Annotated in this window: 23 protein-coding genes; 12 read left to right on the top strand and 11 right to left on the bottom strand. The window is 69.5% G+C overall.

All coding sequences use genetic code 11. The annotated features are described in order from the left end of the window. Window positions 1–63: 63 nt before the first annotated feature. The gene (gene nadA / locus ACOYR3_RS18270; RefSeq protein ID WP_422843736.1) at window positions 64–1,182 is read left to right on the top strand and encodes a quinolinate synthase NadA; all 1,119 of its coding nucleotides are present in this window, start codon (window positions 64–66) and stop codon (window positions 1,180–1,182) included. 62 nt (window positions 1,183–1,244) lie between these two features. Beyond that, a complete protein-coding gene (locus ACOYR3_RS18265; protein WP_422843735.1) occupies window positions 1,245–3,068 on the top strand; it encodes a chorismate-binding protein in 1,824 nt (607 codons plus the stop codon). Between the two features lie 44 nt (window positions 3,069–3,112). Here the strand turns inward: ACOYR3_RS18265 and ACOYR3_RS18260 are convergent, their stop codons facing one another. The 5 genes from ACOYR3_RS18260 to ACOYR3_RS18240 all read right to left on the bottom strand — a co-directional run bounded on the left by ACOYR3_RS18260 (window position 3,113) and on the right by ACOYR3_RS18240 (window position 7,121). Then, window positions 3,113–3,472 (bottom strand): 5-carboxymethyl-2-hydroxymuconate Delta-isomerase, encoded by a 360-nt coding sequence (locus ACOYR3_RS18260; RefSeq protein ID WP_422843734.1) that lies wholly within the window; start codon window positions 3,470–3,472, stop codon window positions 3,113–3,115. 72 nt (window positions 3,473–3,544) lie between these two features. Further along, a complete protein-coding gene (gene bioD, locus ACOYR3_RS18255) occupies window positions 3,545–4,219 on the bottom strand; it encodes a dethiobiotin synthase (protein WP_422843733.1) in 675 nt (224 codons plus the stop codon). 38 nt (window positions 4,220–4,257) lie between these two features. Further along, a complete protein-coding gene (gene nadB, locus ACOYR3_RS18250) occupies window positions 4,258–5,844 on the bottom strand; it encodes an L-aspartate oxidase (RefSeq protein WP_422843732.1) in 1,587 nt (528 codons plus the stop codon). Window positions 5,845–5,988: 144 nt separating this feature from the next. After that, the gene (locus ACOYR3_RS18245; protein WP_422843731.1) at window positions 5,989–6,852 is read right to left on the bottom strand and encodes a segregation and condensation protein A; all 864 of its coding nucleotides are present in this window, start codon (window positions 6,850–6,852) and stop codon (window positions 5,989–5,991) included. A gap of 62 nt (window positions 6,853–6,914) precedes the next feature. Further along, the gene (locus ACOYR3_RS18240) at window positions 6,915–7,121 is read right to left on the bottom strand and encodes a DUF3460 family protein (RefSeq protein WP_422843730.1); all 207 of its coding nucleotides are present in this window, start codon (window positions 7,119–7,121) and stop codon (window positions 6,915–6,917) included. A gap of 42 nt (window positions 7,122–7,163) precedes the next feature. Between ACOYR3_RS18240 and ACOYR3_RS18235 the strand changes: the two genes are divergently transcribed. Further along, window positions 7,164–7,676 (top strand): outer membrane protein assembly factor BamE, encoded by a 513-nt coding sequence (locus tag ACOYR3_RS18235; RefSeq protein ID WP_422843729.1) that lies wholly within the window; start codon window positions 7,164–7,166, stop codon window positions 7,674–7,676. Window positions 7,677–7,710: 34 nt separating this feature from the next. Here ACOYR3_RS18235 and ACOYR3_RS18230 read toward each other — a convergent pair whose 3' ends face one another. Next, entirely contained in the window at window positions 7,711–9,396 is a 1,686-nt protein-coding gene (locus ACOYR3_RS18230) for a SulP family inorganic anion transporter (protein ID WP_422843728.1), read from the bottom strand. 182 nt (window positions 9,397–9,578) lie between these two features. Here ACOYR3_RS18230 and ACOYR3_RS18225 point away from each other — a divergent pair, with 182 nt between their 5' ends. Further along, a complete protein-coding gene (locus tag ACOYR3_RS18225) occupies window positions 9,579–10,202 on the top strand; it encodes a YitT family protein (protein WP_422843727.1) in 624 nt (207 codons plus the stop codon). 45 nt (window positions 10,203–10,247) lie between these two features. Here ACOYR3_RS18225 and ACOYR3_RS18220 read toward each other — a convergent pair whose 3' ends face one another. Both ACOYR3_RS18220 and ACOYR3_RS18215 read right to left on the bottom strand, forming a co-directional pair. Next, window positions 10,248–10,613: a hypothetical protein gene (locus tag ACOYR3_RS18220; RefSeq protein ID WP_422843726.1), complete on the bottom strand. Its 366-nt coding sequence runs from the start codon at window positions 10,611–10,613 to the stop codon at window positions 10,248–10,250. Window positions 10,614–10,868: 255 nt separating this feature from the next. Then, window positions 10,869–12,335 carry an efflux transporter outer membrane subunit gene (locus ACOYR3_RS18215; protein ID WP_422843725.1) on the bottom strand — a complete coding sequence of 489 codons (1,467 nt, stop codon included), beginning with the start codon at window positions 12,333–12,335 and terminating at the stop codon, window positions 10,869–10,871. 89 nt (window positions 12,336–12,424) lie between these two features. Between ACOYR3_RS18215 and ACOYR3_RS18210 the strand changes: the two genes are divergently transcribed. From ACOYR3_RS18210 to ACOYR3_RS18185, 6 genes are all read left to right on the top strand, one after another. Next, window positions 12,425–13,042 carry a TetR/AcrR family transcriptional regulator gene (locus ACOYR3_RS18210; protein ID WP_422843724.1) on the top strand — a complete coding sequence of 206 codons (618 nt, stop codon included), beginning with the start codon at window positions 12,425–12,427 and terminating at the stop codon, window positions 13,040–13,042. 89 nt (window positions 13,043–13,131) lie between these two features. After that, window positions 13,132–14,253 carry an efflux RND transporter periplasmic adaptor subunit gene (locus tag ACOYR3_RS18205; RefSeq protein WP_422843723.1) on the top strand — a complete coding sequence of 374 codons (1,122 nt, stop codon included), beginning with the start codon at window positions 13,132–13,134 and terminating at the stop codon, window positions 14,251–14,253. Then, entirely contained in the window at window positions 14,250–17,330 is a 3,081-nt protein-coding gene (locus ACOYR3_RS18200; RefSeq protein WP_422843722.1) for an efflux RND transporter permease subunit, read from the top strand. The genes ACOYR3_RS18205 and ACOYR3_RS18200 overlap by 4 nt, the downstream gene beginning before the upstream one ends. Window positions 17,331–17,365: 35 nt before the next feature. Beyond that, the gene (locus ACOYR3_RS18195; RefSeq protein ID WP_422843721.1) at window positions 17,366–18,172 is read left to right on the top strand and encodes an oxidoreductase; all 807 of its coding nucleotides are present in this window, start codon (window positions 17,366–17,368) and stop codon (window positions 18,170–18,172) included. A 47-nt stretch (window positions 18,173–18,219) separates the two neighbouring features. Beyond that, on the top strand, window positions 18,220–18,777 hold the full coding sequence (locus tag ACOYR3_RS18190) for a PaaI family thioesterase (protein WP_422843720.1): 558 nt from the start codon (window positions 18,220–18,222) through the stop codon (window positions 18,775–18,777). 63 nt (window positions 18,778–18,840) lie between these two features. Further along, window positions 18,841–19,545 (top strand): Crp/Fnr family transcriptional regulator, encoded by a 705-nt coding sequence (locus ACOYR3_RS18185; protein WP_422843719.1) that lies wholly within the window; start codon window positions 18,841–18,843, stop codon window positions 19,543–19,545. Window positions 19,546–19,653: 108 nt separating this feature from the next. On the opposite strand, the gene metG is transcribed toward ACOYR3_RS18185, so the two are convergent. From metG to ACOYR3_RS18170, 3 genes are all read right to left on the bottom strand, one after another. Further along, complete coding sequence (metG, locus tag ACOYR3_RS18180; RefSeq protein ID WP_422843718.1) at window positions 19,654–21,753, bottom strand: methionine--tRNA ligase; 2,100 nt, start codon at window positions 21,751–21,753, stop codon at window positions 19,654–19,656. An 83-nt stretch (window positions 21,754–21,836) separates the two neighbouring features. Then, window positions 21,837–23,108: a patatin-like phospholipase family protein gene (locus ACOYR3_RS18175; RefSeq protein WP_422843717.1), complete on the bottom strand. Its 1,272-nt coding sequence runs from the start codon at window positions 23,106–23,108 to the stop codon at window positions 21,837–21,839. Between the two features lie 164 nt (window positions 23,109–23,272). Beyond that, window positions 23,273–23,851 (bottom strand): restriction endonuclease, encoded by a 579-nt coding sequence (locus ACOYR3_RS18170; RefSeq protein WP_422843716.1) that lies wholly within the window; start codon window positions 23,849–23,851, stop codon window positions 23,273–23,275. Window positions 23,852–23,969: 118 nt separating this feature from the next. Between ACOYR3_RS18170 and apbC the strand changes: the two genes are divergently transcribed. Continuing rightward, window positions 23,970–25,061 carry an iron-sulfur cluster carrier protein ApbC gene (gene apbC / locus ACOYR3_RS18165; protein ID WP_422843715.1) on the top strand — a complete coding sequence of 364 codons (1,092 nt, stop codon included), beginning with the start codon at window positions 23,970–23,972 and terminating at the stop codon, window positions 25,059–25,061. A 159-nt stretch (window positions 25,062–25,220) separates the two neighbouring features. Further along, a complete protein-coding gene (locus ACOYR3_RS18160) occupies window positions 25,221–26,168 on the top strand; it encodes a LysR substrate-binding domain-containing protein (RefSeq protein ID WP_422843714.1) in 948 nt (315 codons plus the stop codon). The last annotated feature ends 41 nt before the right edge of the window (window positions 26,169–26,209 follow it).

Here is a 26,209-nt window from a genome sequence, read left to right as displayed (position 1 = left end):
CTGGCATCGTGCGTGCCTGTTTGACGTGCGGGTGGACTCTGTGCAACGCAATGGAACCATGCCATGACTACCGTGATTGATATTGAATACGAGCAGCCCGGTGAAGCGGCTGGCGGCGCTGTCTGCTCCACCAAGCACGCCTGGGCGCGCGTGCCGCCCGAGCCCACGCAGGCCGAGCGCGCGGCGCTCAAGGACAAGATCCGCCGCCTGCTGAAGGAAAAGAACGCGGTGATGGTGTCGCACTACTACGTGCACCCCGACCTGCAGGACCTGGCCGAGGAAACCGGCGGCATCGTGAGCGACTCGCTGGAGATGGCCCGCTTTGGCCGCGACCACGCCGCGCAGGCCCTGGTGGTGAGCGGCGTGCGCTTCATGGGCGAGACGGCCAAGATCCTGAGCCCGGAAAAGACCGTGCTCATGCCCGACCTGGACGCCACCTGCAGCCTGGACCTGGGCTGCCCCATCGGCGAGTTCAGCGCGTTTTGCGATGCCCATCCCGACCGCACCGTGGTCGTGTACGCCAACACCAGCGCGGCCGTGAAGGCGCGGGCCGACTGGCTCGTCACGTCGAGCTGCGCGCTGGAGATCGTGAGCGCCCTGAAGGCGGCCGGCCAGAAGATCCTGTGGGCGCCCGACCGTCACCTGGGCGCGTACATCCAGCGCGAGACCGGGGCCGACATGGTGTTCTGGAACGGCGCCTGCATCGTGCACGACGAGTTCAAGGCGCTGGAACTGGAACTGCTGAAAAAGGAGCACCCCCAGGCCAAGGTGCTGGTGCACCCCGAAAGCCCCGCCGAGGTGGTGGCCCTGGCCGATGCCGTGGGCTCCACCAGCGCCATCCTCAAGGCCGCGCGCGAGATGGCGGCCACCGAGTTCATCGTGGCCACCGACAACGGCATGATGCACAAGCTGCGCACGCTCAACCCCGGCAAGACCTTCTACGAAGCGCCCACCGCGGGCAACAGCGCCACCTGCAAGAGTTGTGCGCACTGCCCCTGGATGGCGATGAACGGCCTGGCCGACGTGGCCCGCGTGCTGGAGACCGGCGCCAACGCCGTGCACGTGGAGCCGGCGCTCATCCCCCGCGCGCGCCAGCCGATTGACCGCATGCTGGCCTTCACCGCGGCGCTTAAAAACGGGCAGTCCACCACGCACCTGGTGCCCCATCTGGGCGCGGCCTGAGAAGTTTGCTATTAAAATAATAGCTATTTGCGCTTGCTAAATAAGCGCTGGAGCCTGATTTGATGGGGATTTCCCTGATCGACTTCGCGCAGCCGCTGCAGGGCCCGGCGGCGCCCCGGCTGCGGCACGCGTTCGGCACGCCGCGCCGCGTGTGGGTGGCCCGCACGCTGGCCGAGGTGCGACCCGTGCTGGAGGCCGTGCACGCCGCCGCGCAGCAGGGGCGCTGGTGCCTGGGCTACGTGCGCTACGAGGCGGCGGCCGCGTTCGACCCCGCCCTGCGCACCCATGCGGCCGACGGCCCGCTGGCCTGGTTTGCCGAGCACGACGCGCCTGCGCCCTGGCCCGAGGCGGCCGATCGCAGCGGCCCGCCGGCCCAGGTGGCGTGGACCCCGGCGCTCACGCGGGCCCAGTTTGACGGCGCCCTGCAGCGCATGCAGGCCGCCATCCGCGCGGGCGAGCTGTACCAGATCAACTTCACCGCGCCGCTGCACGGCGTGCTGCAGCAGGGCGACGGCGCGGCGCTGTTCGCGGCCCTGCAGCGGGCCCAGCCCGGCGGCTACGCCGCGCACATCGACGCGGGCGGCGAGCAGGTGCTGTCGGTCTCGCCCGAGCTGTTCTTCGACTGGCGGGACGACGACCCCGCGGCCGGCCACATCCTGGCCCGCCCCATGAAGGGCACGGCGCCGCGCGGCGCCACGCCCGCGCAGGACGCGGCCCATGCCGAGCACCTGCGCACGGCGCCCAAGGAGCGCGCCGAGAACGTGATGATCGTGGACCTGCTGCGCAACGACCTCTCGCGCATTGCGCTGCCGCGCACGGTGCAGGTGCCCGCGCTGTTCCACACCGAGCCGCTGCCCACCGTGTGGCAGATGACCTCGGACGTGACGGCCCGCACGCGGCCGGGCACCACGCTGGCCGACGTGTTTGCGGCGCTGTTCCCGTGCGGCTCGGTCACCGGCGCGCCCAAGGTGCGCGCCATGCAGCTGATCCGCGAGCTGGAGGCCGCGCCCCGCGGCGTCTACTGCGGCGCGGTGGGCGTGGTGCGCCCGGCCGGGCCGCCCGGTGCGCAGGGCCACTGCGCAGTGGCGGCCACCTTCAACGTACCCATCCGCACCGTGGTGCTGCGCACGGCGGCGGACCGCAGCGGGGCGGTAGCAGCCACCTGCGGCATCGGCAGCGGCATCACGGCCGACGCCGGTGCGCAGGCCGAGTGGCTGGAGTGGCGCCACAAGCGCGCGTTTGTTGAAAGGGCCAGCATGCCGTTCGAGATCCTGGAAACCCTGGGCCTGCACGAGGGCAAGTTCCCCCACGCCGACCTGCACGTGCGCCGCATGGGCGAGGCCGCGGCGCATTTCGGCTATGCCTTCAACGCCCATGCCGTGCGGCAGGAGCTGCAGGTGACGGCCCTGCGCCACCTGCGCGGCCACTGGCGCGTGCGCCTGCTGCTGGCGCCGGACGGCAGCGCCCGGGCCGAGGCCTTTGCGCTGCAGCCCACGGCCGAGCCCGTGCGGCTGCAACTGGCCGCCCAGCCGTTCGAGGCCGCGCACAGCGAGTTCGTGCGCTACAAGACCACGCGCCGCGAGCACTATGCGGCCTTTGCGCCCACTACGCCGGGCGTGTTCGACACAGTGCTGTGGAACCCCGCGGGCGAGATCACCGAGGGCACCTTCGGCAACCTGGCCGCCCAGCTTCAGGATGGCCGCTGGATCACGCCGCCGCTGTCCTGCGGCCTGCTGCCCGGCGTGGGCCGTGCGCTGGCCCTGCGCGAAGGCCGCGTGACCGAGGCCGTGCTGCGCGTGGACGACCTGCCGAGCGTGCGCGCCTGGGCGTTCATCAACAGCCTGCGCGGCTGGCTCGCGGCCGAGCTGCAGCCTGCGGCCCCGTAACGCCGCGGGTTCCGGCGGCGCCGGGGTGGTCCGGCGGCCGCCGGTTACAGCCGTTCCTTGGCGTACGACCCGCGGTCCATGTCCACCACTTCCACGCTGAGCTGCACCATCACGCCCTGGGGGCGGGGTGTGCGCTCGCGCAGCACGTCGGCGATGCGCGCGGACAGTTCCTTCTTCGCCTCGGGCGAGCGGCCGGCCAGCAGGCGCAGCTGCGCGTGGACAAAGGCGCGCTGGGCCGGCGCGGTGCCGATCTCGAAGCTGTCTGCCACGATGAAGCGGCTTTTCAGGTCGGCCTCGTCCTGCACCTCCGGATGGGCGCAGAGGGCGGCGTTCAGCGCCGCCAGGGTCTCTGCCTCGGGGTAGTGGGGCAGGTTGGCGGAGTATTCAATGGTGAGGTGGGGCATGGGAGGTCCGTTCGGTACCGCGAGGGCGGCGCGCCAGTGTACGGGCGGGGCCGGGCCGCTGGCGGCCGCGGGTCATGCCCAGTGCGGCGGCAGGGCCAGGGCCAAGCTGCGCGCTTCCGGCAGGTCCTGGTAGGGCACGTCGGCCCACAGCGGTGCATCCAGCCGGGCGCGCAGGCAGGCCACGGTCTCGTCGGCGGCCTCCACGCCAGGCTCGGTGCGGTTGGCCGCCCAGCCGGCCAGTGTGAGCCCGCGCGCGCGAACCGCCTCGGCGGTGAGCAGCGCATGGTTCAGGCAGCCTGGGCGCAGGGCCACCACCAGCACCACCGGCAGGGCCAGGGCCTGGGCCAGGTCGGCGCCGGTGAGCGTGTCGGAAAGCGGCTCCAGAAAGCCGCCCGCGCCCTCCACCACCACCGCGTCGGTATGGGCCGCCAAGGTCTGGTAGGCCCCGACCAGCGCGGCCAGGTCCACTTGCACGCCGGCCCGTGCCGCCGCGATGTGGGGCGGCAGGCAGTCGTGCAGCAGCACCGGGTTGTCCAGTGCCGGCGGCGCGGCCACGGTGGAGGCGGTGCGCAGGGCGATCACGTCTTCGCTGGCCCAGTCCTCGCCCCACGGCACCACGCCCGTGGTCACGGGCTTCATGCCCACCACGCGGCGGTGGTGGCGTGCCAGGGTGTGCAGCAGGGCCGCTGCCACCAGCGTCTTGCCGACGCCGGTGTCGGTGCCGGTCACAAAACATCCAACCGTCATCGTGCGGTATCCTCCTCGGGATTGTTCGGGGGGGCCGCTCAGGCGGCGGGCGGCACGAGGATGGTGGGGGCCGCCGGCGCCGCCAGGTCGGGGTAGTCGCGGCTGTAGTGCAGGCCCCGGCTCTCGCGGCGCAGCTGGGCGCTTTTCACGATCAGGCCGGCCACCTGCACCAGGTTGCGCAGCTCCAGCAGGTCGCGCGTGACGTGGAAGTGCGCGTAGAACTCCTGGATCTCGGCCTGCAGCATGGCGATGCGGTGGGCCGCGCGCTCCAGGCGCTTGTTGGTGCGCACGATGCCCACGTAGTCCCACATGAAGCGGCGCAGCTCGTCCCAGTTGTGCGAGATGACCACGCACTCGTCGGCATCGGTCACGCGGCTGTCGTCCCATGCGGGCACGGCCGGCAGTTCTGTGGTTGGGGCTGCCGCGATCGCCTGGGCGGCGGCTCGGGCGAACACCATGCATTCCAGCAGCGAATTGCTGGCCAGCCGGTTGGCGCCGTGCAGGCCGGTGCAGGCCACCTCGCCCACGGCATACAGGCCGGGCAGGTCGGTGCGGCCGGCCAGGTCGGTCAGCACGCCGCCGCAGGTGAAGTGGGCGGTGGGCACCACGGGGATGGGCTCGCGGGTGATGTCGATGCCCAGCGACGCGCAGTGCGCCAGGATGTTCGGGAAGTGCTCTTGCAGGAAGGCGGGGCTCTGGTGCGAGATGTCCAGGTGCACGCAGTCCAGGCCGTGCTTCTTCATCTCGAAGTCGATGGCGCGTGCCACCACGTCGCGCGGGGCCAGTTCGGCCCGCGGGTCGTGGTCCAGCATGAAGCGCTTGCCGCCGGCCGAGGGGGGCAGCTTGAGCTGCCCGCCTTCGCCGCGCACGGCCTCGCTGATGAGGAAGGACTTTTCGTGCGGGTGGTACAGCCCCGTGGGGTGGAACTGGATGAACTCCATGTTCGCCACGCGGCAGCCCGCGCGCCAGGCGGCGGCAATGCCGTCGCCCGTGGCGGTGTCGGGGTTGGTGGTGTACAGGTACACCTTGCCCGCGCCGCCGGTGGCCAGGATGGTCTGCGGCGCGCGGAAGGTGACCACCTCGTCGGTGTCGCTGTCCAGCGCATACAGCCCCAGGCAGCGGTGGCCGGGCAGGCCCAGCTTGCGCGTGGTGATCAGGTCCACCAGCGTGTGCTGCTCGAACAGCGTGATGCCGGGCGTGCTGCGCACCACGTCGATCAGCGTGCGCTGCACGGCCGCGCCCGTGGCGTCGGTCACGTGGGCGATGCGGCGCGCGCTGTGGCCGCCCTCGCGCGTGAGGTGCAGCTGGTCGCCTTCCAGCGTGAAGGGCACGCCCAGGCCGCGCAGCCAGGCGATGGACTCGGGCGCGTTCTCCACCACGAAGCGCGTGGTGGCCAGGTCGCACAGGCCGGCGCCCGCGACCAGCGTGTCCTGGATGTGGGCGGCAAAGCTGTCGTCGTCGGCCAGCACGGCGGCAATGCCGCCCTGGGCCCAGGCGCTGGAGCCGTCGTGCAGGGTGCGCTTGGTGATCACGGCCACGCGGTGCGTGGGCGCCAGGTGCAGCGCGGCCGAAAGGCCGGCAAGGCCGCTGCCTACGATGAGGACGTCGAAATCGTGGGATGCCATAGAGGTCCGTCGTTGCCTTGGAAAGGGGCGCGACTTCAGGCGGGGGCCACCGTGGAACTGGCTTCGCCAGGCCACCGGTGGCGTCCCCCTCCCGAAGGAGAGGGGGAAGGCGCCGAAGGCGACTCAGGGGGTGTCATGCCGGTGTCATGCCGGGGTATAGGCGAGGCGCACGTAAATGGGGGCGAAGGCCTCGGCCTGCGTGATCTCGATCAGCGTTTCCTTGGCCAGCTCCAGCAGCGCGATGAAGGTGACCACCAGCACGGTGCTGCCGTCTTCGGGGTGGAACAGCTCTTCAAACTCCACGAAGCGCCGGCCTTGCAGGGTCTTGAGCACCATGCTCATGTATTCGCGCACGCTCAGCTCTTCGCGCGTGATCTTGTGGTGCTGCACGAGCTTGGCGCGCTTCAAAATGTCGCGCCAGGCCTCCTGCAGGTCCACCACGTGCACGTCCGGAAAGCGCGGCTGCAGGCTTTGCTCGATGTACACCTGCGCCTTCAGGAAGTCCCGCCCGTACTGCGGCAGGTTGGCCAGGCGCATGGCGGCCATCTTCATCTGCTCGTATTCGAGCAGGCGGCGCACCAGCTCGGCGCGCGGGTCCTCGGGCTCCTCGCCGCCCTCCTGCTTCTTGGGCGGCAGCAGCATGCGCGACTTGATCTCGATGAGCATCGCCGCCATCAGCAAATACTCGGCCGCCAGCTCCAGGTTGCGGCTGCGGATCTCATCCACATACGCCAGGTACTGCTTGGTCACCCCCACCATGGGGATGTCCAGGATGTTGAAGTTCTGCTTGCGGATCAGGTAGAGCAGCAGGTCCAGCGGGCCTTCGAAGGCCTCGAGGAACACCTCCAGCGCGTCGGGCGGGATATACAGGTCCTGCGGCAGCGCAAACAGCGGCTCGCCGTACAGGCGCGCCAGCGCCACCTGGTCGACCACCTCGGGCATGCCGGCGGCGTCCAGCGCAGCGCCCAGCGGCGAATCGGCCCCGTCGGCGTCGTTCGCGGTAGTCATGGTGCTATGATTTTGTTAGCGTCCAGCGCTTGTCAGGCAAGCACTGGAGGCCGTTCGGATCATCAGTCCGCGTTGGTCTGGTAGACGTAGGGCTTTTGCACCACGCGGCCTTGGCGGTACTCGTTCCAGATGGTGCGGTCCACCTGCTTGTCCCACAGCAGCGCGCGGCCCGCCTGCTGCTGCTGTTCCAGCTCGGGCCGGCTGGCCTTGAGCTGGTTGATGAACTGGGTGGCGTCGGACTGATAGTCGGGGCGGCGGAAAATGGACATGGACAGTTAACCTCTTTCGATGAATTTTACCGGGACGAATCTATGCGCTTGAGAATCCGTGCCGCGGCACTGGCCGCCGCCACCGTGGGCCTGCTGGCCCTGGCCGCCTGCGACCCGCAGCGTATCAGCGAGCTGAAGGAGGGCGTTTCCACCGAAGCCGACGTGCGCGACCGCTTTGGCGCCCCCGAAAACGTGTGGGACGAACCCGGCGGCGCCCGCACCTTTGAATACAACCGCCAGCCGGCCGGCCAGGTCAACTACATGATCACCCTGGGTGCCGACGGCCGGCTGGTGGGCGTGCGCCAGGTGCTCACGCCCGAGAACTTCGCCCGGGTGCAGCCCGGCATGGGCATGGACGCCGTGCGGCGGCTGCTGGGCAAGCCCGCCAAGGTCACGCCCTACGAGCTCAAGCGCGAAACCCATGCCGACTGGCGCTACCTGGAGGCGCCCAACCAGTCCAAGGTGTTCACCGTGGTCTATGGGCCCGACCACACCGTGCTGCGCACCCAGACGGGCGAGGACCTGGACGCGCCGGAATTCAAGGGCGGCAAGTAAGGCCGTCCCAGGGCGCCCACCCGGTCCGTGCAGATCAGACCGGCAGGTCTTCCAGCCCCTGCGCGGCCAGCCGCGCGGCAAAGCCCGAGCGCTGCATGAGCGAGCGCGGCTGCTCGGGCGCGTTCTGCACGGACAGCCGGCCGCCGCGCGCCGCCACCGCCTTGAGGACTTGCGCCAGCGCGTCCAGCCCCGTGGTGTCCAGCACCACCAGGTCGCGCGCATCCAGCACCACGTCCATGCCGGGCGGCCCGGCCTCCACCGCCTGCAGGATGGGGTCGATCTTGGCGGCTGCGCCAAAGAACAGCGCGCCCCGCAGGCGCCAGGCGGCCACGGGGCGCGGGCCCGGCGGCAGGGCGGCATCCCCGGCGGGCAGCGGCGGCTCCGGCAGCCGCTCCACGCGGAACTGCTCGCCCATGCGCCGCACGAACAGGGCGCAGGCCATGAACAGGCCGACCTCCACCGCCACCGTCAGGTCGAACACCACGGTCAGGAAGAAGGTGCCCAGCATCAGCAGCCGGTAGTGGTTGGTGAAATGGCGCAGGCGCAAGAACTCGTGCCATTCGCCCATGTTCCACGCCACGGACAGCAGGATCCCCGCCAGCACGGCCAGCGGAATGTGCAGCGCCAGCGGCGCCGCCACCAGCACAATCACCGCCAGGGTGAGGGCATGCACCATGCCCGCTACGGGCGAGGTGGCGCCGGCGCGCAGGTTGGTGACGGTGCGCGCAATGGTGCCGGTGGCCGGCATGCCGCCAAAGAAGGGCACCACCAGGTTGGCCATGCCCAGGGCCACCAATTCCTGGTTGGGGTCGTGCTTCTGGTGGTGCGGGTCGGTGGCCAGCTGGTCGGCCACGCGGGCGCACAGCAACGATTCGATGGCGCCCAGCAGCGCGATGGTCACCGTGGGCGTTACCAGCAGACGCACCGTGTCCCAGGAGAAGTCGGGCAGCACAAAGGCCGGCAGCGCCTGCGGAATGCCGCCAAACCGGGTGCCGATGGTCTCCACGGGGAGCTTCAACGCCCAGGACAACAGGCTCAGCGTGACCAGCGCCACCACCGGCGCGGGCACGCGGGCAAAGGTGCGCACCGTGTGGCGCTCCAGCACCTGCATCACGGGCGAGCCCTTCATCATGAGCCGGGGCCACACGAAGAGCCCGGCCACGCACGCCGTGCCCAGGCCGAAAGCGTAGGGGTTGAAGCTGTCCAGGTGCCGCGCGAGCGTGTCGATCTGCGAGAAGAAGTTGCCCGGCATGCGGTCGATGGACAGGCCCAGCCAGTCCTTCACCTGCGACAGCGCAATCAGCACCGCAATGCCGTTGGTGAACCCGATGACGATGCTCACCGGCACGAAGCGCACCAGCGTGCCCAGGCGGAACAGCCCCAGCAGCACCAGCAGCACGCCCGCGCAGGCGGTGGCAATCAGCAGGTTGGCCAGGCCGTAGCGCTCGACGATGCCGTACACGATCACGATGAACGCGCCCGCAGGCCCGCCGATCTGCACATTGGTGCCGCCCAGGGCCGAGATCAGGAACCCCGCGATGATCGCCGTCCACAGCCCCGCCTCGGGCTTGAGGCCGCTGGCAATCGCGAAGGCCATGGCCAGCGGCAGCGCCACGATGCCCACCGTGACACCCGCCCCCACGTCGGCCAGCCAGCGGTTGCGGTCGTAGTGGCGCAGGGCATACAGCAGGCGGGGGTGGAAAGCGGGGGAAAACGGCATGGCCCATCCAGTGTAGTGAGCCGGCCTTGAAGTGCAACCGGCAGCGCCGGTTCGCCCACAATCACCCCGTCAGCCCGCGGCCACCGCCAGGGGCCCATGCGCCGCCCTGGCATGTGGCTTGCAATGCCTGTGTCCTGCTCTTGCCACGCGCCGAACCGACCGCCACCATCCTGCCATTCGCCATGCCCCTCCCCGACGCTCCTCCGCCCCCTTCGCTGCGCCACGGCACCTTTGAAGATGCGCAGGCCTTGTTTGCCGGCACGCTGTTCGTCGCCATGGCGCTCATGCTGTTCAACCAGGCGGGGCTGCTGGTGGGCGGCACGGCCGGGGTGGCGTTCTTGCTGCACTACGTGACGGGTATTTCGTTCGGCAAGCTGTTCTTTGCGGTGAACCTGCCGTTCTATTGGTTTGCCTGGACGCGCATGGGGCGCGAATTCACTGTCAAGACCTTCCTGTGCGTCGGCCTGCTGTCGCTGCTGACCGAGCTGTTCCCGCACGTCCTGCACGTGGACTACCTCAACCCCCTGTTTGCCGCCGTGCTGGGCGGGCTGCTGCTGGGCACGGGCTGCCTGTTCCTGGCCCGCCACCACTCCAGCCTGGGGGGCGCCACCGTGGTGTCGCTGTACCTGCAGCACCGCTACGGCCTGCGCGCGGGCATGGTGCAGATGATGATCGACGGCACCGTGGTGCTGGCCGCCCTGTTCGTGGTGCCGATGGAGCGCGTGGCCTACTCGGTGCTGGCCGTGCTGGTGATGAGCGGCTTTCTGTGGATCAGCCACCGGCCGGGGCGGTACGTGGGGCACTAGTGTGCCGAGATGGTCTGCCGCGTCCCCCTCCGACCGCCTGGCCGATCACGCATCCTTGAGGTTCACGTAGAAGACGCCGTCGTCGTCCTCGTCCACCTCCAGGGCCACCTGTCGCTGTCCGGTGGCACGAAAGCGCGACCACGCCGTGTTGGCGATGGTGCCGTGGTAGGCCAGCACCAGGCCCAGCAGATCGGCGGGGCTGTGGTCCACGGGCCGGGGGGTACCACTGTGCAGGGCGGCCGGGTGCCAGGTGACTGCCACATCAATGTGCTCGCCGCCCTCGGCGCAGTCGATATGGATCTGCGGCGCGGTGCGGTTGAGCGGGGTGGCGCCCGGCCCTGCGGGGCCGCTGCTGCGCCAGCAGGCTGCGCACCACGTCCAGCGCGGCGCCGGGGTCTTCCTCGCCGGCAATCGAGCCGCGCAGGTGGGGGGCCGACAAAGTTGGGGTCTTGGGCAGTTTCATGGCGACCTCGCGGGGCAGAACGGCGGCGCCCGCCAGCGTTGTGCCTTGGGGCAGTTGTCGCGGCTTGTCTGGAGCGCCTCCACGCTCTCATTGAGCCCCCGGCGCCGCACCGGCGTTGTCGGAAATCGCCGTGCGTGCAGGTCGGCGTGCTTCCCTGGCGAGCGTCCCCGCGTGCAGGCTCCCGATCCGCTGGGCGCGGGCGGCTACCGCTGTGCCACGGGCCCCAGTTCGGCGGGCTCCCAGCCGCCGCCCAGGGCCTTGAAGGTGGCCACGGCGGCGCGCGCTGATTCGGTTTGCGCTTGGATGCGGGCGTCGGCCGCCCGCAGGAGCTGTTCGTCCGCCTGCAGCACTTCCACCCGGCTGGCGACACCCTTGCGGTACGCGGCGAACGCCGCGCCCCGCGCGCGGCCCAGCGCGTCCACCCCCTGGTTCAGCATGGCGGCCTGCTCTTCGCGCCGGCTCCGTGCCGACAAGGCGTTCTCCACGTCTTCGGTGGCCCGCAAGGCCGCCAGCCGGTAAGCCGCCAGCAGTTCAGCTTCCTGGCCCCGGGCCTGCGCGATCTGCGAGTCGATGCGCGCGAAGTCGAACAGGCGCCAGCGCAGGCCCAGCACGCCGGCGGCCTGGCTGGCGCCGGCGGTGAACAGGTGGCTGCCCGACACGGACGTGGCGCTGCCGACCATGCCCGCCAGCGAGAACTGGGGGTAGTACTCGGCAACCGCCATGCCGATGCGCGCGTTGGCAGCGGCCAGGCGGCGCTCTGCCGCAACCAGGTCCGGCCGGCGCCGCAGCAGGTCGCCAGGCGTGCCGGTGGCCGCGATGCGCGGGGCGGCGGGAATGCCGGCCGCCGGGTCCAGCTCGCTGCGGTGGGTGCCGGGCGCCGAGCCCAGCAAGACGTCCAGGGCGTTCGCAGCCACGTCCAGGCCCGTTTCCAGCACCGGGATGGCGGCCAGGGCCTGGGCCAGGGCGCCTTCGGCCTGATCCACCTGCAGGTCTGCGGCCAAGCCCTTGCCGCGCAGCAGACGGACAAGCGCGAGCATGTCCTGCTGTGTCGTCTCCTGCTGCCGGGCAACGCCCAGGCGGGCCTGCAACCCGCGCGCGGTGAGGTAGGTGTCGGCTGTCTGCGCCGCCACGGCCAGGCGCGCGGCCAGGGCGCCGGCTTCGGACGACTGGTATTCGGCCAGCGCGGCCTCGCGCCCCCGGCGCAGGCCGCCGAAGAGGTCCAGCTCCCAGCTGGCGCCCAGGTTCGCTTCGTACGCGCTGCCATGGCGGTCAAACCCCGGCGCGGCGTTCAAGACCTGCCCCAGCGGGGTTTCCACCGACGGGTAGGTCCGGCTGGCCTGCCCGGACACCGTGCCGATCGGCAGCAGAGCGGCGCTGGCAGCCCCCAGCCCGGCGCGCGCTTGCGCCACGCGTGCAGCTGCCTGCGCGAGGTCGAGGTTCTGCTCCAGTGCCAGCGCGACGTACCGCGCCAGCTGCGGGTCGCCAAACCCCGTCCACCACGTGGCGAGATCGGCTTGGCGGCTGCCAGACCTGGCGGGCTGGACCGCGGCTTGCTGGCCGTGGAACCGCTCGGGCAGTGGCAGGCCGGGCTGAAGGTAGTTGGGGCCCACGGCGCAGCCAGACAACAGACTGGCGGCCAGGAGCGCGGCAAGGGGGCGGTGGGAGGACATGGGTGTGCGCAGTGGACTGTTAGGTTGTGACCATAATACTAAATAGTCACTTGTTGTCTAGTCTCCCTCCATCGCGTAAGCTGGCGCCCATGACCAAGACCAGTTCTTTGCCCGGGGCGCCCCGCGGGCCTGCCGACCATGAGGTGCGAAGCCAGATCGTGGCCGCCGCCACCGAGCACTTCAGCCGCTATGGCTACGAAAAAACCACCGTTTCCGATCTTGCCAAGGTCATCGGCTTCTCCAAGGCCTACATCTACAAGTTCTTCGAGTCCAAGCAGGCCATCGGCGAAATGATCTGCGCGAACTGCCTGGGCGGTATCGAGAGCGAGGTCCGCGCCGCCGTGGCGCAGGCCGAGCGCCCGCCGGAGAAGCTGCGGCGCATGTTCAAGGCCATTGTCGAATCCAGCCTGCGCCTGTTCTTCCAGGACCGAAAGCTCTACGAGATCGCGGCGTCCGCGGCCACGGAGCGCTGGCAGGCCACCGTGGTGTACGAGGAGCGGCTGCAGGCGCTGCTGCGGGAGATCCTGCAGGAGGGGCGGCAATCCGGCGATTTCGAGCGCAAGACGCCCCTGGACGAAACCGTGGCCGCCATCCACCTGGTGATGCGCCCCTATTTGAATCCGCTGATCCTGCAGCACAGCCTGGACTGTGCCGAAGAGGCGCCCGCCCAACTCTCCAGCCTGGTGCTGCGCAGCCTGTCGCCGTAGCTTGCTGAGAAATTTTGATTGTGACTATTGACTAAACTGGTCACAAGAATAAAAATGAAAGTCCCGATCCATTTGCTCAAGGGACTTTCATGCCTCGGCTTCGCCTTGCTTCGTTTTTCATGTGTGCCGTGCCGTGGGCCCTGGTGGCCTGCGGCGACGAGGCGCCCCCCGACCCCCGCACCGAGGCGCCCCTGGTGCGCACGGCCCTTGTGCAGGACGCGCCCGCAGGTTCGCGCGCGTTCACGGGCACCGTGGCGGCGCGGGTGCAGAGCGACCTGGGATTTCGCGTCCCGGGCAAGGTGCTGGAGCGGCTGGTGGACGCGGGCCAGGCGGTCAAGCGCGGCCAGCCCCTGCTGCGCCTTGATCCTGCCGACCTGAGGCTGGCGGCCCATGCGCAGCAAGAGGCAGTTGCCGCCGCGCGCGCCCGGGCGCGCCAGACGGCCGAGGACGAGGCGCGCTACCGCGACCTGCGCGGCACCGGTGCCGTCTCCGCCACGGCCTATGACCAGGCGAAAGCCGCAGCCGACGCTGCCCAGGCGCAGCTCAGCGCGGCCGAGGCCCAGGCCGACGTCGCCCGCAACGCCAGCCGCTACGCGGAGCTGGTGGCCGATGGCGACGGCGTGGTCGTGGAAACGCTGGCCGAACCCGGCCAGGTCGTGGGCGCCGGACAGCCCGTGGTCCGCCTGGCCCACGCGGGCCGCCGCGAAGCGCTCATCCAGCTGCCGGAGACACTGCGCCCCGCCGTGGGCTCCACCGCGCAGGCCTCCTTGTTCGGCAGGGAAGGCAAGGCGACCACGGCCACGTTGCGGCAGCTGTCCCAGTCGGCCGACCGGCTGACGCGCACGTTCGAGGCGCGCTATGTGCTCGACGCGGAACTGGCCAGCGCCCCGCTGGGCGCCACGGTGGTCGTCCGCATCCCTGACGGGCGCTTGGCGGGGGAGGGTGGCGCGCCGGTGCTGCAGGTGCCCCTGGGCGCGCTGTTTGATGCGGGCAAGGGCCCGGGCGTGTGGGTTCTGCGGGGCGAGCCCGCCACGGTAGCCTGGCAGCCCGTCGCGGTGCAGCGCCTGGACGACGCGGCGGCCAACGTCGTGGGCAAGATCCAGCGGGGGGAGCGGATCGTCGCGCTCGGGGCGCACTTGCTGCGCGAGGGTGAAACCGTCCGGGTGGCGGAGCTGGCTGCGGCCCGCCCGGCCGAAGGAGCGCGTCCGTGAACCCAGGCCGTTTCAACCTGTCGGCGCTCGCGGTGCGCGAGCGGGCCATCACGCTGTTCCTGATCTTCCTGGTCTCTGCGGCGGGCATTCTGGCGTTCTTCAAGCTCGGCCGCGCGGAAGACCCGCCGTTCACGATCAAGCAGATGACGGTCATCACCGCCTGGCCGGGCGCAACGGCGCAGGAGATGCAGGACCAGGTGGCCGAGCCGCTGGAAAAGCGCTTGCAGGAGCTGCGCTGGTACGACCGCACCGAGACCTACACCCGCCCCGGGCTCGCGTTCACCATGGTGTCCTTGCTGGACAGCGCGCCGCCGTCGGAGGTCCAGTCCGAGTTCTATCAAGCCCGCAAGAAGATTGCGGACGAGGCCCGCAAGCTGCCCGCCGGCGTCATCGGCCCCATGGTCAACGATGAATACGCGGACGTGACGTTTGCGCTCTTCGCGCTCAAGGCCCAGGGCGAGCCGCAACGGCTGCTGGTGCGCCAGGCGGAGGCACTGCGCCAGCAGCTGCTGCATGTGGCCGGCGTGAAGAAGGTCAACATCATCGGGGAGCAGGCCGAGCGCATCTTCGTGTCGTTTTCCCACGAGCGCCTGGCGACGCTGGGCGTTGCGCCGCAGGATATTTTCGCGGCGCTCAACGGCCAGAACCTGCTGACCCCCGCCGGCTCCATCGAGACCCGGGGGCCGCAGGTCTTCCTTCGCGTCGAGGGCGCCTTCGACAACCTGGAGAAGATCCGGCAGACGCCGGTCGTCGCCCAGGGCCGCACGCTGAAGCTGGTGGACGTAGCCACCGTGGAGCGCGGCTACGAGGACCCTGCCACCTTCCTGGTGCGCAACGGCGGCGAACCCGCCCTGCTGCTCGGCGTGGTGATGCGCGACGACTGGAACGGGCTGGACCTGGGCAAGGCGCTGGAAGCGGAAGTCACCCAGATCAACGCGGCGCTTCCACTGGGCATGACGCTGACCAAGGTGACCGATCAGGCCGTCAACATCCGCTCGGCGGTGGATGAGTTCATGGTGAAGTTCTTTGTCGCGTTGCTGGTCGTCATGCTGGTGAGCTTCGTCAGCATGGGCTGGCGCGTCGGCATCGTGGTGGCCGCGGCTGTCCCGCTGACGCTGGCTGCGGTCTTTCTGGTGATGTACGCCAGCGGCAAGAACTTCGACCGCATCACGCTGGGCTCGCTGATCCTGGCGCTCGGGCTGCTGGTGGACGACGCCATCATTGCCGTCGAAATGATGGTGGTGAAGATGGAGGAGGGCTACAGCCGCATCGCCGCCTCCGCCTACGCATGGAGCCTGACCGCCGCGCCCATGCTGTCCGGCACGCTGGTCACGGCGGTGGGCTTCATGCCCAACGGGTTCGCGCGGTCCACGGCAGGCGAATACACCAGCAACATGTTCTGGATCGTCGGCATCGCGCTGATCGCCTCGTGGGTGGTCGCGGTTGTCTTCACCCCCTATCTGGGCGTCAAGCTGCTGCCGGACATCAAAAAGACCCACAGCAGCCATACCGCGCTCGCCGCTGCCCTCTACGACACCCCCCGCTACAACCGCTTTCGCCAACTGCTGGGGCGCGTCATCGCGCGCAAATGGATGGTGGCCAGCACCGTGGTCGCGCTGTTCGTGGTGTCGGTGCTCGGCATGTCGTGGGTTGGAAAGCAGTTTTTCCCCACCTCCGACCGGCCGGAGGTGCTGGTGGAAGTGCAGATGCCCTACGGCACGTCCATCGGGCAGACCAGCGCCGCGACGGCGAAGGTCGAGGCCTGGCTGGCGCAGCAGAAGGAGGCCCGGATCGTGACGTCCTACATCGGCCAGGGCGCGCCCCGCTTCTTCCTGGCCATGCCGCCGGAGCTGCCCGACCCCTCGTTCGCCAAGATCGTCGCACTCACGGGCAACGACCAGGAGCGGGAGGCGCTCAAGTTCCGGCTGCGCGAGGCCGTGGCCGCGGGGCTGGCGCCCGAGGCGCGGGTGCGTGTCACCCAGATTGTGTTTGGCCCCCCGTCGCCTTTTCCGGTGGCCTACCGCGTCATGGGGCCGGACCCCGCCAAGCTGCGCGAGATCGCCGCGCAGGTCGAGGCCGTGCTGCACGCCAGCCCCATGATGCGCACCGTCAACACGGACTGGGGTTCGCGGGTGCCCAGCCTGCACTTCGCGCTCGACCAGGACCGGCTGCACGCCGTCGGCCTGAGCGCCAGCTCCGTTGCGCTGCAGCTGCAGTTCCTGCTGAGCGGGGTACCGCTGACGGACGTGCGCGAGGACATTCGCTCGGTGCAGGTGGTCGGCCGCGCGGCGGGCGGCATCCGGCTCGACCCCGCGAAGATCGCCGGCTTTTCGCTGGTGGGATCGGCGGGGCAGCGCATCCCGCTGTCCCAGGTGGGCACGGTGGACGTGCGCATGGAAGACCCCGTGATGCGCCGGCGCGACCGGGTGCCCACCATCACCGTGCGCGGCGACATTGCCGAAGGCCTGCAGCCGCCCGATGTGTCGGCGGCCATCACCCGGCAGCTGCGCCCCGTCATGGACCAGCTGCCCAGCGGCTACCGCATCGTCGAGGCGGGCTCCATCGAAGAGTCGGGCAAGGCGACGGTCGCGATGCTGCCGATCTTCCCCATCATGCTGGCGGTCACCTTGCTCATCCTCATCGTGCAGGTTCGCTCGATTCCGGCAATGGTGATGGTCTTTCTGACCAGCCCGCTGGGCCTGATCGGCGTGGTGCCCACGCTGCTGCTGTTCCAGCAACCCTTTGGCATCAACGCGCTGGTGGGGCTGATCGCGCTCTCGGGCATCCTGATGCGCAACACGCTGATCCTGATCGGCCAGATCCGCGAGAACGAGCACGCCGGGCTGGACCCCTTCCGCGCCGTGGTGGAAGCCACGGTGCAGCGGGCCCGCCCCGTGATCCTGACGGCCCTGGCCGCCGTGCTGGCCTTCATCCCGCTGACGCACTCGGTGTTCTGGGGAACGCTGGCCTACACCCTGATCGGCGGCACGCTGGCCGGGACGGTGCTCACGCTCGTGTTCCTGCCGGCCATGTACTCCATCTGGTTCGGCATCCGCCCGGCCAGCCCCTCCGCTTGATCCGCCACCCCTGCCAACCTTTTGAAGGAACTGCCATGTCGAATTCCAAAGTCATCCTCATCACCGGCGTGTCTTCGGGCATCGGCCGCGCGGCCGCCGTGCAGTTTGCCCAGCAGGGCTGCCGGGTCTTCGGGACGGTGCGCAACCCGGCCAGCGCCCAGCCCATTCCCAACGTCACCCTGGTGGAGATGGACATCCGGGACGACGCGTCCGTGGAGCGCGGGGTCCAGAGCGTTGTTGCGCAAGCCCAGCGCATCGACGTGCTGGTCAACAGCGCCGGCGTGACCTTGCTGGGGGCGGCGGAAGAGACCTCCGTGGAGGAGGCCAAGGCGCTGTTCGACACCAATCTTTTCGGCCTGCTGCGCGTGGTCAAGGCCGTGCTGCCGCACATGCGCCGCCAGCGGTCGGGCCGCATCGTCAACGTGAGTTCGGTGCTGGGCTTCCTGCCCGCCCCCTACATGGCGCTCTACGCAGCGTCCAAGCACGCGGTGGAAGGGCTGGCCGAGACGCTGGACCATGAAGTGCGCCAGTTCGGCATCCGGGTTTCGCTGGTGGAGCCCTCCTTCACCCGGACGAATCTGGACCTCAACGCACCCCAGGCCGCGGCCCGCATCGCCGACTACAGCCAGGAGCTGGACACTGTGTCGAAGGCGATCCAGAACAACGTGCAGAAGGCGCCGGCGCCGGAAGGCGTGGCCGCCACCCTCGTCAAGGCCGGGCTGGGGCGCTGGCAGATGCGCCACACCCCCCGGGGCGAGGCCTCGGTGCTGGCCAAGCTGCGCCGCTTCATGCCGGCCGGCCCGGTGGAAAAGGGCTTGCGCAAATCCTTCGGGCTGGCATGAGCCGCGTGAAGACCAATGAGTCCATTCCTTGCAACGGAGAGCCCCGTATGAAAGACGATCAGCAAGCCCCTCGCACCTGGGGCCGCCAACAATCCGAAGCGCTGCAGCGCATGCACGACGGAGGGGGCTTTGCGGGCCTTGCGCGCCCGGAGCAGCTGGCGGGAAAGATCGGGCGCGAAATCCTGGGCGCCATGGTGTCCGGCGAGCTGCCGTACCCGCCCATGAACGAAACCATGAACATGACCCTGCTGGAGGTGGGCGAGGGCCGGGCGGTGTTCCAGGGTGTCCCGCTGCGGCACCACTACAATCCCATGGGCACGGTGCATGGCGGGTGGTTTGCCACCCTGTTGGATTCCGCGCTGGGCTGTGCGGTGCAGTCCGTGCTGCCGGCGGGGCGGTCGTACACGACGGCCGAGCTGGGCGTCCGGATCGTGCGGCCTGCCACCGGCAAGACCGGCCCGTTGCGCGCAACGGCACGGCTGGTCCATGGCGGCGAGCGTCTCTTGACGGCGGATGCGCGGGTAGAGGATGAACAGGGCCGGCTCTACGCCCATGCGACGACCACCTGCGTTGCGTTCGATCTTGCGAAAAAAAGCGGCGATTGAGCTCAACCGTTGGGCACGGAGCGCGGCACCACTACCGGCCCTTTGCAAATGAAAGATCCCACTGTGCGACTGACCCCAGACAGCCTGTCCGAAACCCTGGTGAGGAGGCTGCGCAGCTGCCGGCTTTTTGACGGGATGGACGATGCCCGGCTGGCCGAGGTCGCACGCCTGTGCTCCTGGCAAAACCTGCAGCCCGGGCAAATTGCCGCGGGGTGCTCGCAGGGCACCTTCTTCATTGTCTGCCACGGCAGGATGCGCGTATCGGCGCTCGCCCCCAACGGCCGGGAACTGCTGCTCGCGGACTTCGAGCGGGGAGCGCATTTTGGCGGCATCAGTGTGCTGGGGGCGAGTGCCGCGACCCTGCAGGCACAGGCGCTGGACGCCTCGTTGCTTGCCTGCCTGGAGCGCGAAGATTTCATGCAGCTGCTGCGCCAGGACGCCGTGCTGGGCGGGCAGCTGGTGGAGGCGCTGCGGACGGTCACGGAGCAGCTGGTCAGCCGGGTGATCGAGCTGGGCATCCTGAAGATCCCCGGGCGGCTGTGCAGCCATTTGCTGGAGCTTGCCAAGGCTGCGGGTGTGCAAGACAACCAGGCCACCATCGAGCCGGCACCCCGGCATGTCGATCTGGCGGCGCGCATCGCGGCCTCGCGCGAGGAGGTCAGCCGGGAACTGGCGCGGCTTCGCCAGCTGGGGCTGGTGACCTCGACCCGGCAAAAACTCGTGGTGCAAGACGTCGAGGCCCTGGAGCAGCGGCTGCTCGATCTCTGATGCCCGGCCCGCGGGCGCCCGGGCTCCCAGGCAGAAGCAGCCGCTCAATGAGACCCCGGCCGCGACAGCGGAAAGGGCCAGAGGTGCAGGAGACGGGTTCCCGCCGCCTCAGCGCACGCGCATGCCGGGCGTGGCGCCGGGCCAGGGGTTCAGCACGTAGATGCCGGGTTGGGCCTTTTCGTCGCCATGGCTGGCGGCCAGCACCATGCCTTCGGAGACGCCGAACTTCATCTTGCGCGGGGCCAGGTTGGCCACCATCACGGTGTGCTTGCCCACCAGATCTTCCGGCTTGTAGGCGCTGGCGATGCCCGAGAACACGTTGCGCGTGCGGCCTTCGCCCACGTCCAGCGTCAGGCGCAGCAGCTTGGTGGAGCCTTCCACCGGCTCGCAGTTCACGATCAGCGCGATGCGCAGGTCGATCTTGGTGAAGTCGTCGATGGTGATGGTGGGGGCCAGTTCCTCGCCACCGGGGTGGCCGTTGGATGCTACTGTTTCTGTAGCTGCTTGCGCAGGTGCAGCCTGCGCTGGGGCCTCAAACAATGACTCAAGCTGCTCGGGCGTCACGCGCTGCATCAGGTGGTTGTAGGGCTGGATGGCCTGCACATTGCCATCCACGGCCCACTGCGCCATGCTGCGGCCCACAAAGCTTTCCACCGCGCGCGAGAGGCCGGGCAGCACGGGGGCCAGGTAGCGGGTGAGGGCGTCGAACGCGTTGATGAGCACCGAGCACACCTGGTGCAGCGCCACGTTGTTGGCGGCGTCCTTGGCCAGGTCCCAGGGCTTGTTCTGGTCCACGTAGGCGTTGATGCGGTCGGCCAGCAGCATGATTTCGCGGGTGGCCTTGCCGTATTCGCGGGCCTCGTACAGCTGGGCCAGCGTGTCGCGGGCGCCACGCACTTCGGCCAGCAGGGCGCTGCCGGCGGCGTCAAAGTCGCTGGTCAGCTTGCCGTCAAAACGCTTGGTCAAAAAGCCCGCCGCGCGGCTGGCAATGTTCACGTACTTGCCAATCAGGTCGCTGTTCACGCGCAGCATGAAGTCCTCGGCGTTGAAGTCGATGTCTTCGTTGCGGGCGCTGAGCTTGGCGGCCAGGTAGTAGCGCAGCCATTCGGCGTTCATGCCCAGGCTCAGGTACTTGAGCGGGTCCAGGCCGGTGCCGCGGCTCTTGCTCATCTTCTCGCCGTTGTTCACCGTGAGGAAGCCGTGCACGAACACGCTGTTGGGCGTCTTGCGGCCGCTGAAGTGCAGCATGGCGGGCCAGAACAGGGTGTGGAAGGTGACGATGTCCTTGCCGATGAAGTGGTACTGCTCCAAGGCCGGGTCGGCCATGTAGGCGTCGTAGCTCACGCCGCGCTTTTCCAGCAGGTTCTTCAGCGACGCCAGATAGCCCACGGGCGCGTCCAGCCACACGTAGAAGTACTTGCCGGGCGCGTCGGGAATTTCAATGCCGAAGTAGGGCGCGTCGCGGCTGATGTCCCAGTCGCCCAGGCCTTCGCTCTGCGTGCCGTCCGGGTTGGTGCGGACGGTGAACCATTCCTTGATCTTGTTGGCCACCTCGGGCTGCAGCTTGCCGTCCTGCGTCCAGTGCTGCAGAAAGTCCACGCAGCGCGGGTCCGACAGCTTGAAGAAGAAGTGCTCGGAATGCTTGAGCTCGGGCTTGGCGCCCGACAGGGCCGAATAGGGGTTGATCAGGTCGGTGGGGGCGTACACCGTACCGCACACCTCGCAGTTGTCGCCGTACTGGTCCTTGGCGTGGCACTTGGGGCATTCGCCCTTGATGTAGCGGTCGGGCAGGAACATGTTCTTCTCGGGGTCGAAGAACTGCTCGATGGTGCGCACCTCGATCAGGCTGCCGTCGGCGCGGTCGCGCAGGTCGCGGTAGATCTGGCGGGCCAGCTCGTGGTTTTCGGGCGCGTCGGTGCTGTGCCAGTTGTCAAAGCTGATGTGAAAGCCGTCCAGGTATTGCTTGCGGCCGGCGGCAATGTTGGCCACGAACTGCTGGGGCGTGATGCCCGCCTTTTCGGCGGCGATCATGATGGGCGCGCCGTGCGTGTCGTCCGCGCCCACGAAGTTGACGGCGTTGCCCCGCATGCGCTGGAACCGCACCCAGATGTCGGCCTGGATGTATTCCATGATGTGGCCGATGTGGAAGTTGCCGTTGGCGTACGGCAGGGCGGTGGTGACGAAGAGTTTGCGGGCGGGTTGCGTCATGGAAATGCGGCTTTCTCAGGCGGAACCTGCAATTTTAAGGGGGCGGCCGCACACCGCGCCCATTCCCGGCGCACCCGGGCCTTTCAGGTGTGGAGCTTCGTCTGCACTTCGGCGCCGGTGTCCGTCCAGCCGAAGAAGCGGCACACCTGCGCGCGCATGGCGAGGGTGTCCGCCCGGCCCAGGGCCATCAGCTCCTGCGTGTAGCCGGCCTCGAACAGCAGGTAGCTGGCCAGCGCCGCGCTGCGCACGTCGGCCATGTTCGAGGTGACGCCCAGGGCGCCCAGCATGGTGCGCACCGGCGCGGGCAGGTCGCCCACGTGGCGGGCGGCCACGGCGTCCAGCCGCTGGGACGGCGCGATCACCAGCAGCTCGATGGGCCGCAGCGTGCTTTGCGAGCGCACCTCGGGCGGGATGAGCGAGAGCGTCTGGTTGATGCGCTGCACCCGCTCCACGTCCACCGACAGCGCATCCAGAAAGATGTTGGACAGCGCGTGGCCCGCAATCTGCGCCAGCGACGGGTAGGTGGGCGTGGGGTTGGCGGCCGCGTCGCCCTGGGGCTCGTGCATGCGGCCCGCGCCGATGACCAGGATGCGTTCGGCCCCCAGGTGGATGGCTGGGGCGATGGGGGCTGACTGGCGCATGGAGCCGTCGCCAAAGTACTCGGTATGGTCCCCCACCGCGATGCCCTTGGCCGGGAAGATGAACGGAATGGCCGACGAGGCCAGCAGGTGCTCGTGCGTGATGCGGTCGCGCGCCGCCTTGCGCTGCGAGCGCACCCAGGGCTGCACCGGTCCGGCCGTTTCAAAAAAGGTGACGTGCTCGCCCGAGCTGTAGCTGGACGCCGTCACCGCCAGCGCGGTGAGGTGCCCCTTGCGGATGAGCCGGGGCAGGCGCACCAGGGGCACCATCTTGACCAGCAGTTTCTCCAGCGGCTTGTTGTCCAGCAGCGACTGCGGGCGCATGCGCCGCCAGCGCGCCAGCGCCCAGCCAATGGACATCAGCGTGAGCCAGCGGGCCCCGCTGCGCATCACCGACAGCGAATCGGCCCCGTAGATCTGGCTGGCGTGGAACTGGCGCCAGACGCGGGCGATGCGGCGCACGGCGCGGTCAAAGTGGTCTGCCCCGCAGGCCAGCGCGGCGGCGTTGATGGCGCCGGCCGAGGTGCCCGTGATGATGGGGAACGGGTTGGGCCCGCCGCCCTCGCCGCAGGCGTTGCGCAGGTCGGCAATGGCCTCCAGCACCCCCACCTGGTAGGCCGCGCGGGCTCCGCCGCCGGTGAGCAGCAGGCCGGTGGCGGGGCGTTCGCCGTCAATGGTGCTGGGGCGGGCGCGGGAGGCGCGGGGAGTGGACGGCATCGCAAAGCGGGCAAAAAATTGAAGGGTGGGGACGTGCGCGGGGCCCTGGCAAAGACCCTCAGTGTGGAGGGGCCTGGGGGCCCCGCCATCTGGGGAAACCCCAAAGCGCCGGGCCGTGCGGTCGCAAGGCCGGGCGCCTGCGAGCGGCCGCACGCGCCGCCCGGTCAGCGCGCATTGAGCAGCATCTGCGCCAGGGCCTCGGCCTGCAGTACGGCAATGCCGTGGTCCCGCGCAAAGATGCGGGCGTTGTCGCTGAGCTGCCCCTGCGTGACCACATACACGCCGGCCGGGGCGCCGCGCGCCTGCATGGCGGCGTGCAGCTCGCGCAGCGGCTCCACGCCGTGGGTGGCGGCCTTCCAGCGGCGGGCGCTGACCAGCGTGGTCTGGCCGCCCTTGGCCAGGGCCAGGTCGGCCGCGCCGCCGGCGGGCAGGCGCTCCACCGTGCAGCCTTCGCGGGTCCAGGCGGCCTCCAGCGTGTCGGCAAAGCTGCGCCAGGGCATGCTTTGCACGGCGTCCAGCATCTCGGCCACTTTGGCGGGGCTGGGCGCGCGCAGCTGGCGCCAGGCGGCGATGCAGCCCACCACGAAGATCGGCAAGCCCGCCAGCGCGCCCACCACGAAATACTCCCGGGGCAGCAGCGCCCCGGCTGCCAGCACCACCAGCCCCACCACCACAAAGCTCACCCACCAGGGCGAGCGCAGCAGCAGGGCAAACAGGGACTTTTCGGCCATCTTGAATTTCACGGGGTCCTCTTTGGCGGGTTGGGCAGGTGTCGGGCGGGGGAAAGGGTGGCGCATTGTCCTTCAGTCGCCAGGGCCAGCGGCCAACGAATAGACTACCCGCCCCACAGGAGTGAATGGAATGGCTGTCACCGAACAAGACCTGCTGGCCGCGCTGGCCGGCGTGAAAGACCCGCACACGGGCAAGGATTTCGTCAGCACGCGCGCCCTGCGCAACGTGCAGATCACCGGCGGCGACGTGGCCTTCGAGGTGGAGCTGGGCTACCCCGCCAAGAGCCTCGTGCCCGAGCTGCGCCGCCAGCTGGTGGCGGCCGCCAAGGGCGTGGCCGGGGTGGACAACGCCTCGGTCAACATCACCACCAAGGTCATCGCCCACGCCGTGCAGCGCGGCGTGCAGCTGCTGCCGCAGGTCAAGAACATCATCGCCGTGGCCTCGGGCAAGGGCGGCGTGGGCAAGAGCACCACGGCCGCCAACCTGGCCCTGGCCCTGGCCGCCGAGGGCGCCAGCGTGGGCGTGCTGGACGCCGACATCTACGGCCCCAGCCAGCCCATGATGCTGGGCATCAACCGCCGCCCCGAGAGCGAGGACGGCAAGACCATGGAGCCGCTGGAGAACTACGGCGTGCAGGTCATGTCCATCGGCTTCCTGGTGGACCAGGACGAGGCCATGATCTGGCGCGGCCCCATGGCCACCCAGGCGCTGGAGCAGCTCTTGCGCCAGACCAACTGGAAGGACCTGGACTACCTCATCATCGACATGCCCCCCGGCACCGGCGACATCCAGCTCACCCTGAGCCAGCGCGTGCCCATGACCGGCGCCGTCATCGTCACCACCCCCCAGGACATCGCCCTGCTGGATGCCAAGAAGGGCATCAAGATGTTTGAAAAGGTGGGCGTGCCCATCCTGGGCATCGTCGAGAACATGGCCGCCCACGTGTGCAGCAACTGCGGCCATGTGGAGCACATCTTTGGCGCCGACGGCGGCAAGAAGATGGCCGCCGAGTACGGCATGGACTACCTGGGCGCGCTGCCGCTGAACATGAGCATCCGCCTGCAGGCCGACAGCGGCAAGCCCACCGTGGTGGCCGACCCGGACGGCGAGGTCGCCCAGATCTACAAGAAGGTGGCGCGCGACGTGGCGGTGAAGATCGCCCAGCAGGCCAAGGATTTTTCGAGCAAGTTCCCGACGATCTCGGTCAGCAAGAACACCTGATCGGGTTTGCGCGCCGCGCGGAATCGTCCCACAAGCTGTTGGACGATTCCGCAAAGGTCGATCCAAGCTTCACGCAGCAGCCCAAGTGCTCCTGAAAAGTGAGCTGGTGGCGCTTGATGCATAAGCGCTACAGCCCAATTTGACGGCAAATTCACCTTCATGAACCTGCTCGCCTCCCTGCGCTACCTGGTCGCGCTGCACGAGCACCGGCACTTTGGCCGGGCGGCTGCGGCCTGCCACATCACGCAGCCGGCCCTGTCCAATGCGCTGCGCGCGCTGGAAAAGGAGTTTGGCGTGGTGGTGGTGCGCCGGGGCCGCAGCTTTGAGGGCTTCACGCCCGAGGGCGAGCGGGTGCTGGCTTCGGCCCAGCGCATGCTGCACGAGCACCAGCTGCTGCAGCAGGACCTCGTGAGCGACGCCGCCCATCCGCGCGGCACGCTGCGCCTGGGGGCCGTGCCCACGGCCATACCCATCCTGGCGCGGTTTGCGGCGCAGCTGCAGGCGCGGCACCCGGGCATCGTGGCGGTGGTGCTGTCGATGAGTTCGCAGGCGCTGGAGGCCGGCCTGGAGTCCATCGCCCTGGACCTGGCCCTGGGCTACACCGACCGCATGCCCGCGCGCGGCGGGCAGCTGCGGGCCTGGCCGCAGTATGTGGAGCACTACTTTTTGCTGCGCCGTGCCGTGGGGCCGCGCCAGCGCGGGCTGCAGATGGGCCCGCCCACGGGCTGGGCCGATGCGGCGCGACTGCCGCTGTGCCTGCTCACGCCCGAAATGCACAACCGCAGCCTGGTCGATGGCGCGTTCCGCAGCGCCGGCGCCACGGTGCGCCCGGCCATGGAGACGGATTCCGTGCTGACCCTGGCGCTGAGCGTGGTGGCGGGCGAGCTGTGCAGCGTCCTGCCCGGTGCGCTGGTCGATGCCGTGCGCGGCCACGACGGCCTGGAAGCCCAGCCCCTGGCCAGCCCGGTGCTGACCACCCCCATCGGCTTCATGTCGCACCGGCAGGTGCAACCCACGCGGGCGCTCGACGCAGCCCTGGCGCTGGCGCAAGACGCGCAGTGGCTGCGCCACGCCCAGGCCCACAGCGGGCTGCTGGCGCCGGACTGAGGCGCCGCGCCGCGGGGGCGGCGGCGTCATTCGCGGCCCGC

The sequence above is a fragment of the Acidovorax sp. M2(2025) genome (assembly GCF_049330835.1).
Classification (GTDB): Bacteria; Pseudomonadota; Gammaproteobacteria; order Burkholderiales; family Burkholderiaceae_C; genus Acidovorax.
This window is presented reverse-complemented; position numbering and strand designations above follow the sequence as displayed.

What these genes read in the sequence shown, in the direction of transcription:
- nadA (WP_422843736.1), top strand. Translation starts at nt 64, where the DNA reads ATGACTACCGTGATTGATATTGAATACGAGCAGCCCGGTGAAGCGGCT.
- ACOYR3_RS18265 (WP_422843735.1), top strand. Translation starts at nt 1,245, where the DNA reads ATGGGGATTTCCCTGATCGACTTCGCGCAGCCGCTGCAGGGCCCGGCG.
- ACOYR3_RS18260 (WP_422843734.1), bottom strand. Translation starts at nt 3,472, where the DNA reads ATGCCCCACCTCACCATTGAATACTCCGCCAACCTGCCCCACTACCCC.
- bioD (WP_422843733.1), bottom strand. Translation starts at nt 4,219, where the DNA reads ATGACGGTTGGATGTTTTGTGACCGGCACCGACACCGGCGTCGGCAAG.
- nadB (WP_422843732.1), bottom strand. Translation starts at nt 5,844, where the DNA reads ATGGCATCCCACGATTTCGACGTCCTCATCGTAGGCAGCGGCCTTGCC.
- ACOYR3_RS18245 (WP_422843731.1), bottom strand. Translation starts at nt 6,852, where the DNA reads ATGACTACCGCGAACGACGCCGACGGGGCCGATTCGCCGCTGGGCGCT.
- ACOYR3_RS18240 (WP_422843730.1), bottom strand. Translation starts at nt 7,121, where the DNA reads ATGTCCATTTTCCGCCGCCCCGACTATCAGTCCGACGCCACCCAGTTC.
- ACOYR3_RS18235 (WP_422843729.1), top strand. Translation starts at nt 7,164, where the DNA reads ATGCGCTTGAGAATCCGTGCCGCGGCACTGGCCGCCGCCACCGTGGGC.
- ACOYR3_RS18230 (WP_422843728.1), bottom strand. Translation starts at nt 9,396, where the DNA reads ATGCCGTTTTCCCCCGCTTTCCACCCCCGCCTGCTGTATGCCCTGCGC.
- ACOYR3_RS18225 (WP_422843727.1), top strand. Translation starts at nt 9,579, where the DNA reads ATGCCCCTCCCCGACGCTCCTCCGCCCCCTTCGCTGCGCCACGGCACC.
- ACOYR3_RS18215 (WP_422843725.1), bottom strand. Translation starts at nt 12,335, where the DNA reads ATGTCCTCCCACCGCCCCCTTGCCGCGCTCCTGGCCGCCAGTCTGTTG.
- ACOYR3_RS18210 (WP_422843724.1), top strand. Translation starts at nt 12,425, where the DNA reads ATGACCAAGACCAGTTCTTTGCCCGGGGCGCCCCGCGGGCCTGCCGAC.
- ACOYR3_RS18205 (WP_422843723.1), top strand. Translation starts at nt 13,132, where the DNA reads ATGCCTCGGCTTCGCCTTGCTTCGTTTTTCATGTGTGCCGTGCCGTGG.
- ACOYR3_RS18195 (WP_422843721.1), top strand. Translation starts at nt 17,366, where the DNA reads ATGTCGAATTCCAAAGTCATCCTCATCACCGGCGTGTCTTCGGGCATC.
- ACOYR3_RS18190 (WP_422843720.1), top strand. Translation starts at nt 18,220, where the DNA reads ATGAAAGACGATCAGCAAGCCCCTCGCACCTGGGGCCGCCAACAATCC.
- metG (WP_422843718.1), bottom strand. Translation starts at nt 21,753, where the DNA reads ATGACGCAACCCGCCCGCAAACTCTTCGTCACCACCGCCCTGCCGTAC.
- ACOYR3_RS18175 (WP_422843717.1), bottom strand. Translation starts at nt 23,108, where the DNA reads ATGCCGTCCACTCCCCGCGCCTCCCGCGCCCGCCCCAGCACCATTGAC.
- apbC (WP_422843715.1), top strand. Translation starts at nt 23,970, where the DNA reads ATGGCTGTCACCGAACAAGACCTGCTGGCCGCGCTGGCCGGCGTGAAA.
- ACOYR3_RS18160 (WP_422843714.1), top strand. Translation starts at nt 25,221, where the DNA reads ATGAACCTGCTCGCCTCCCTGCGCTACCTGGTCGCGCTGCACGAGCAC.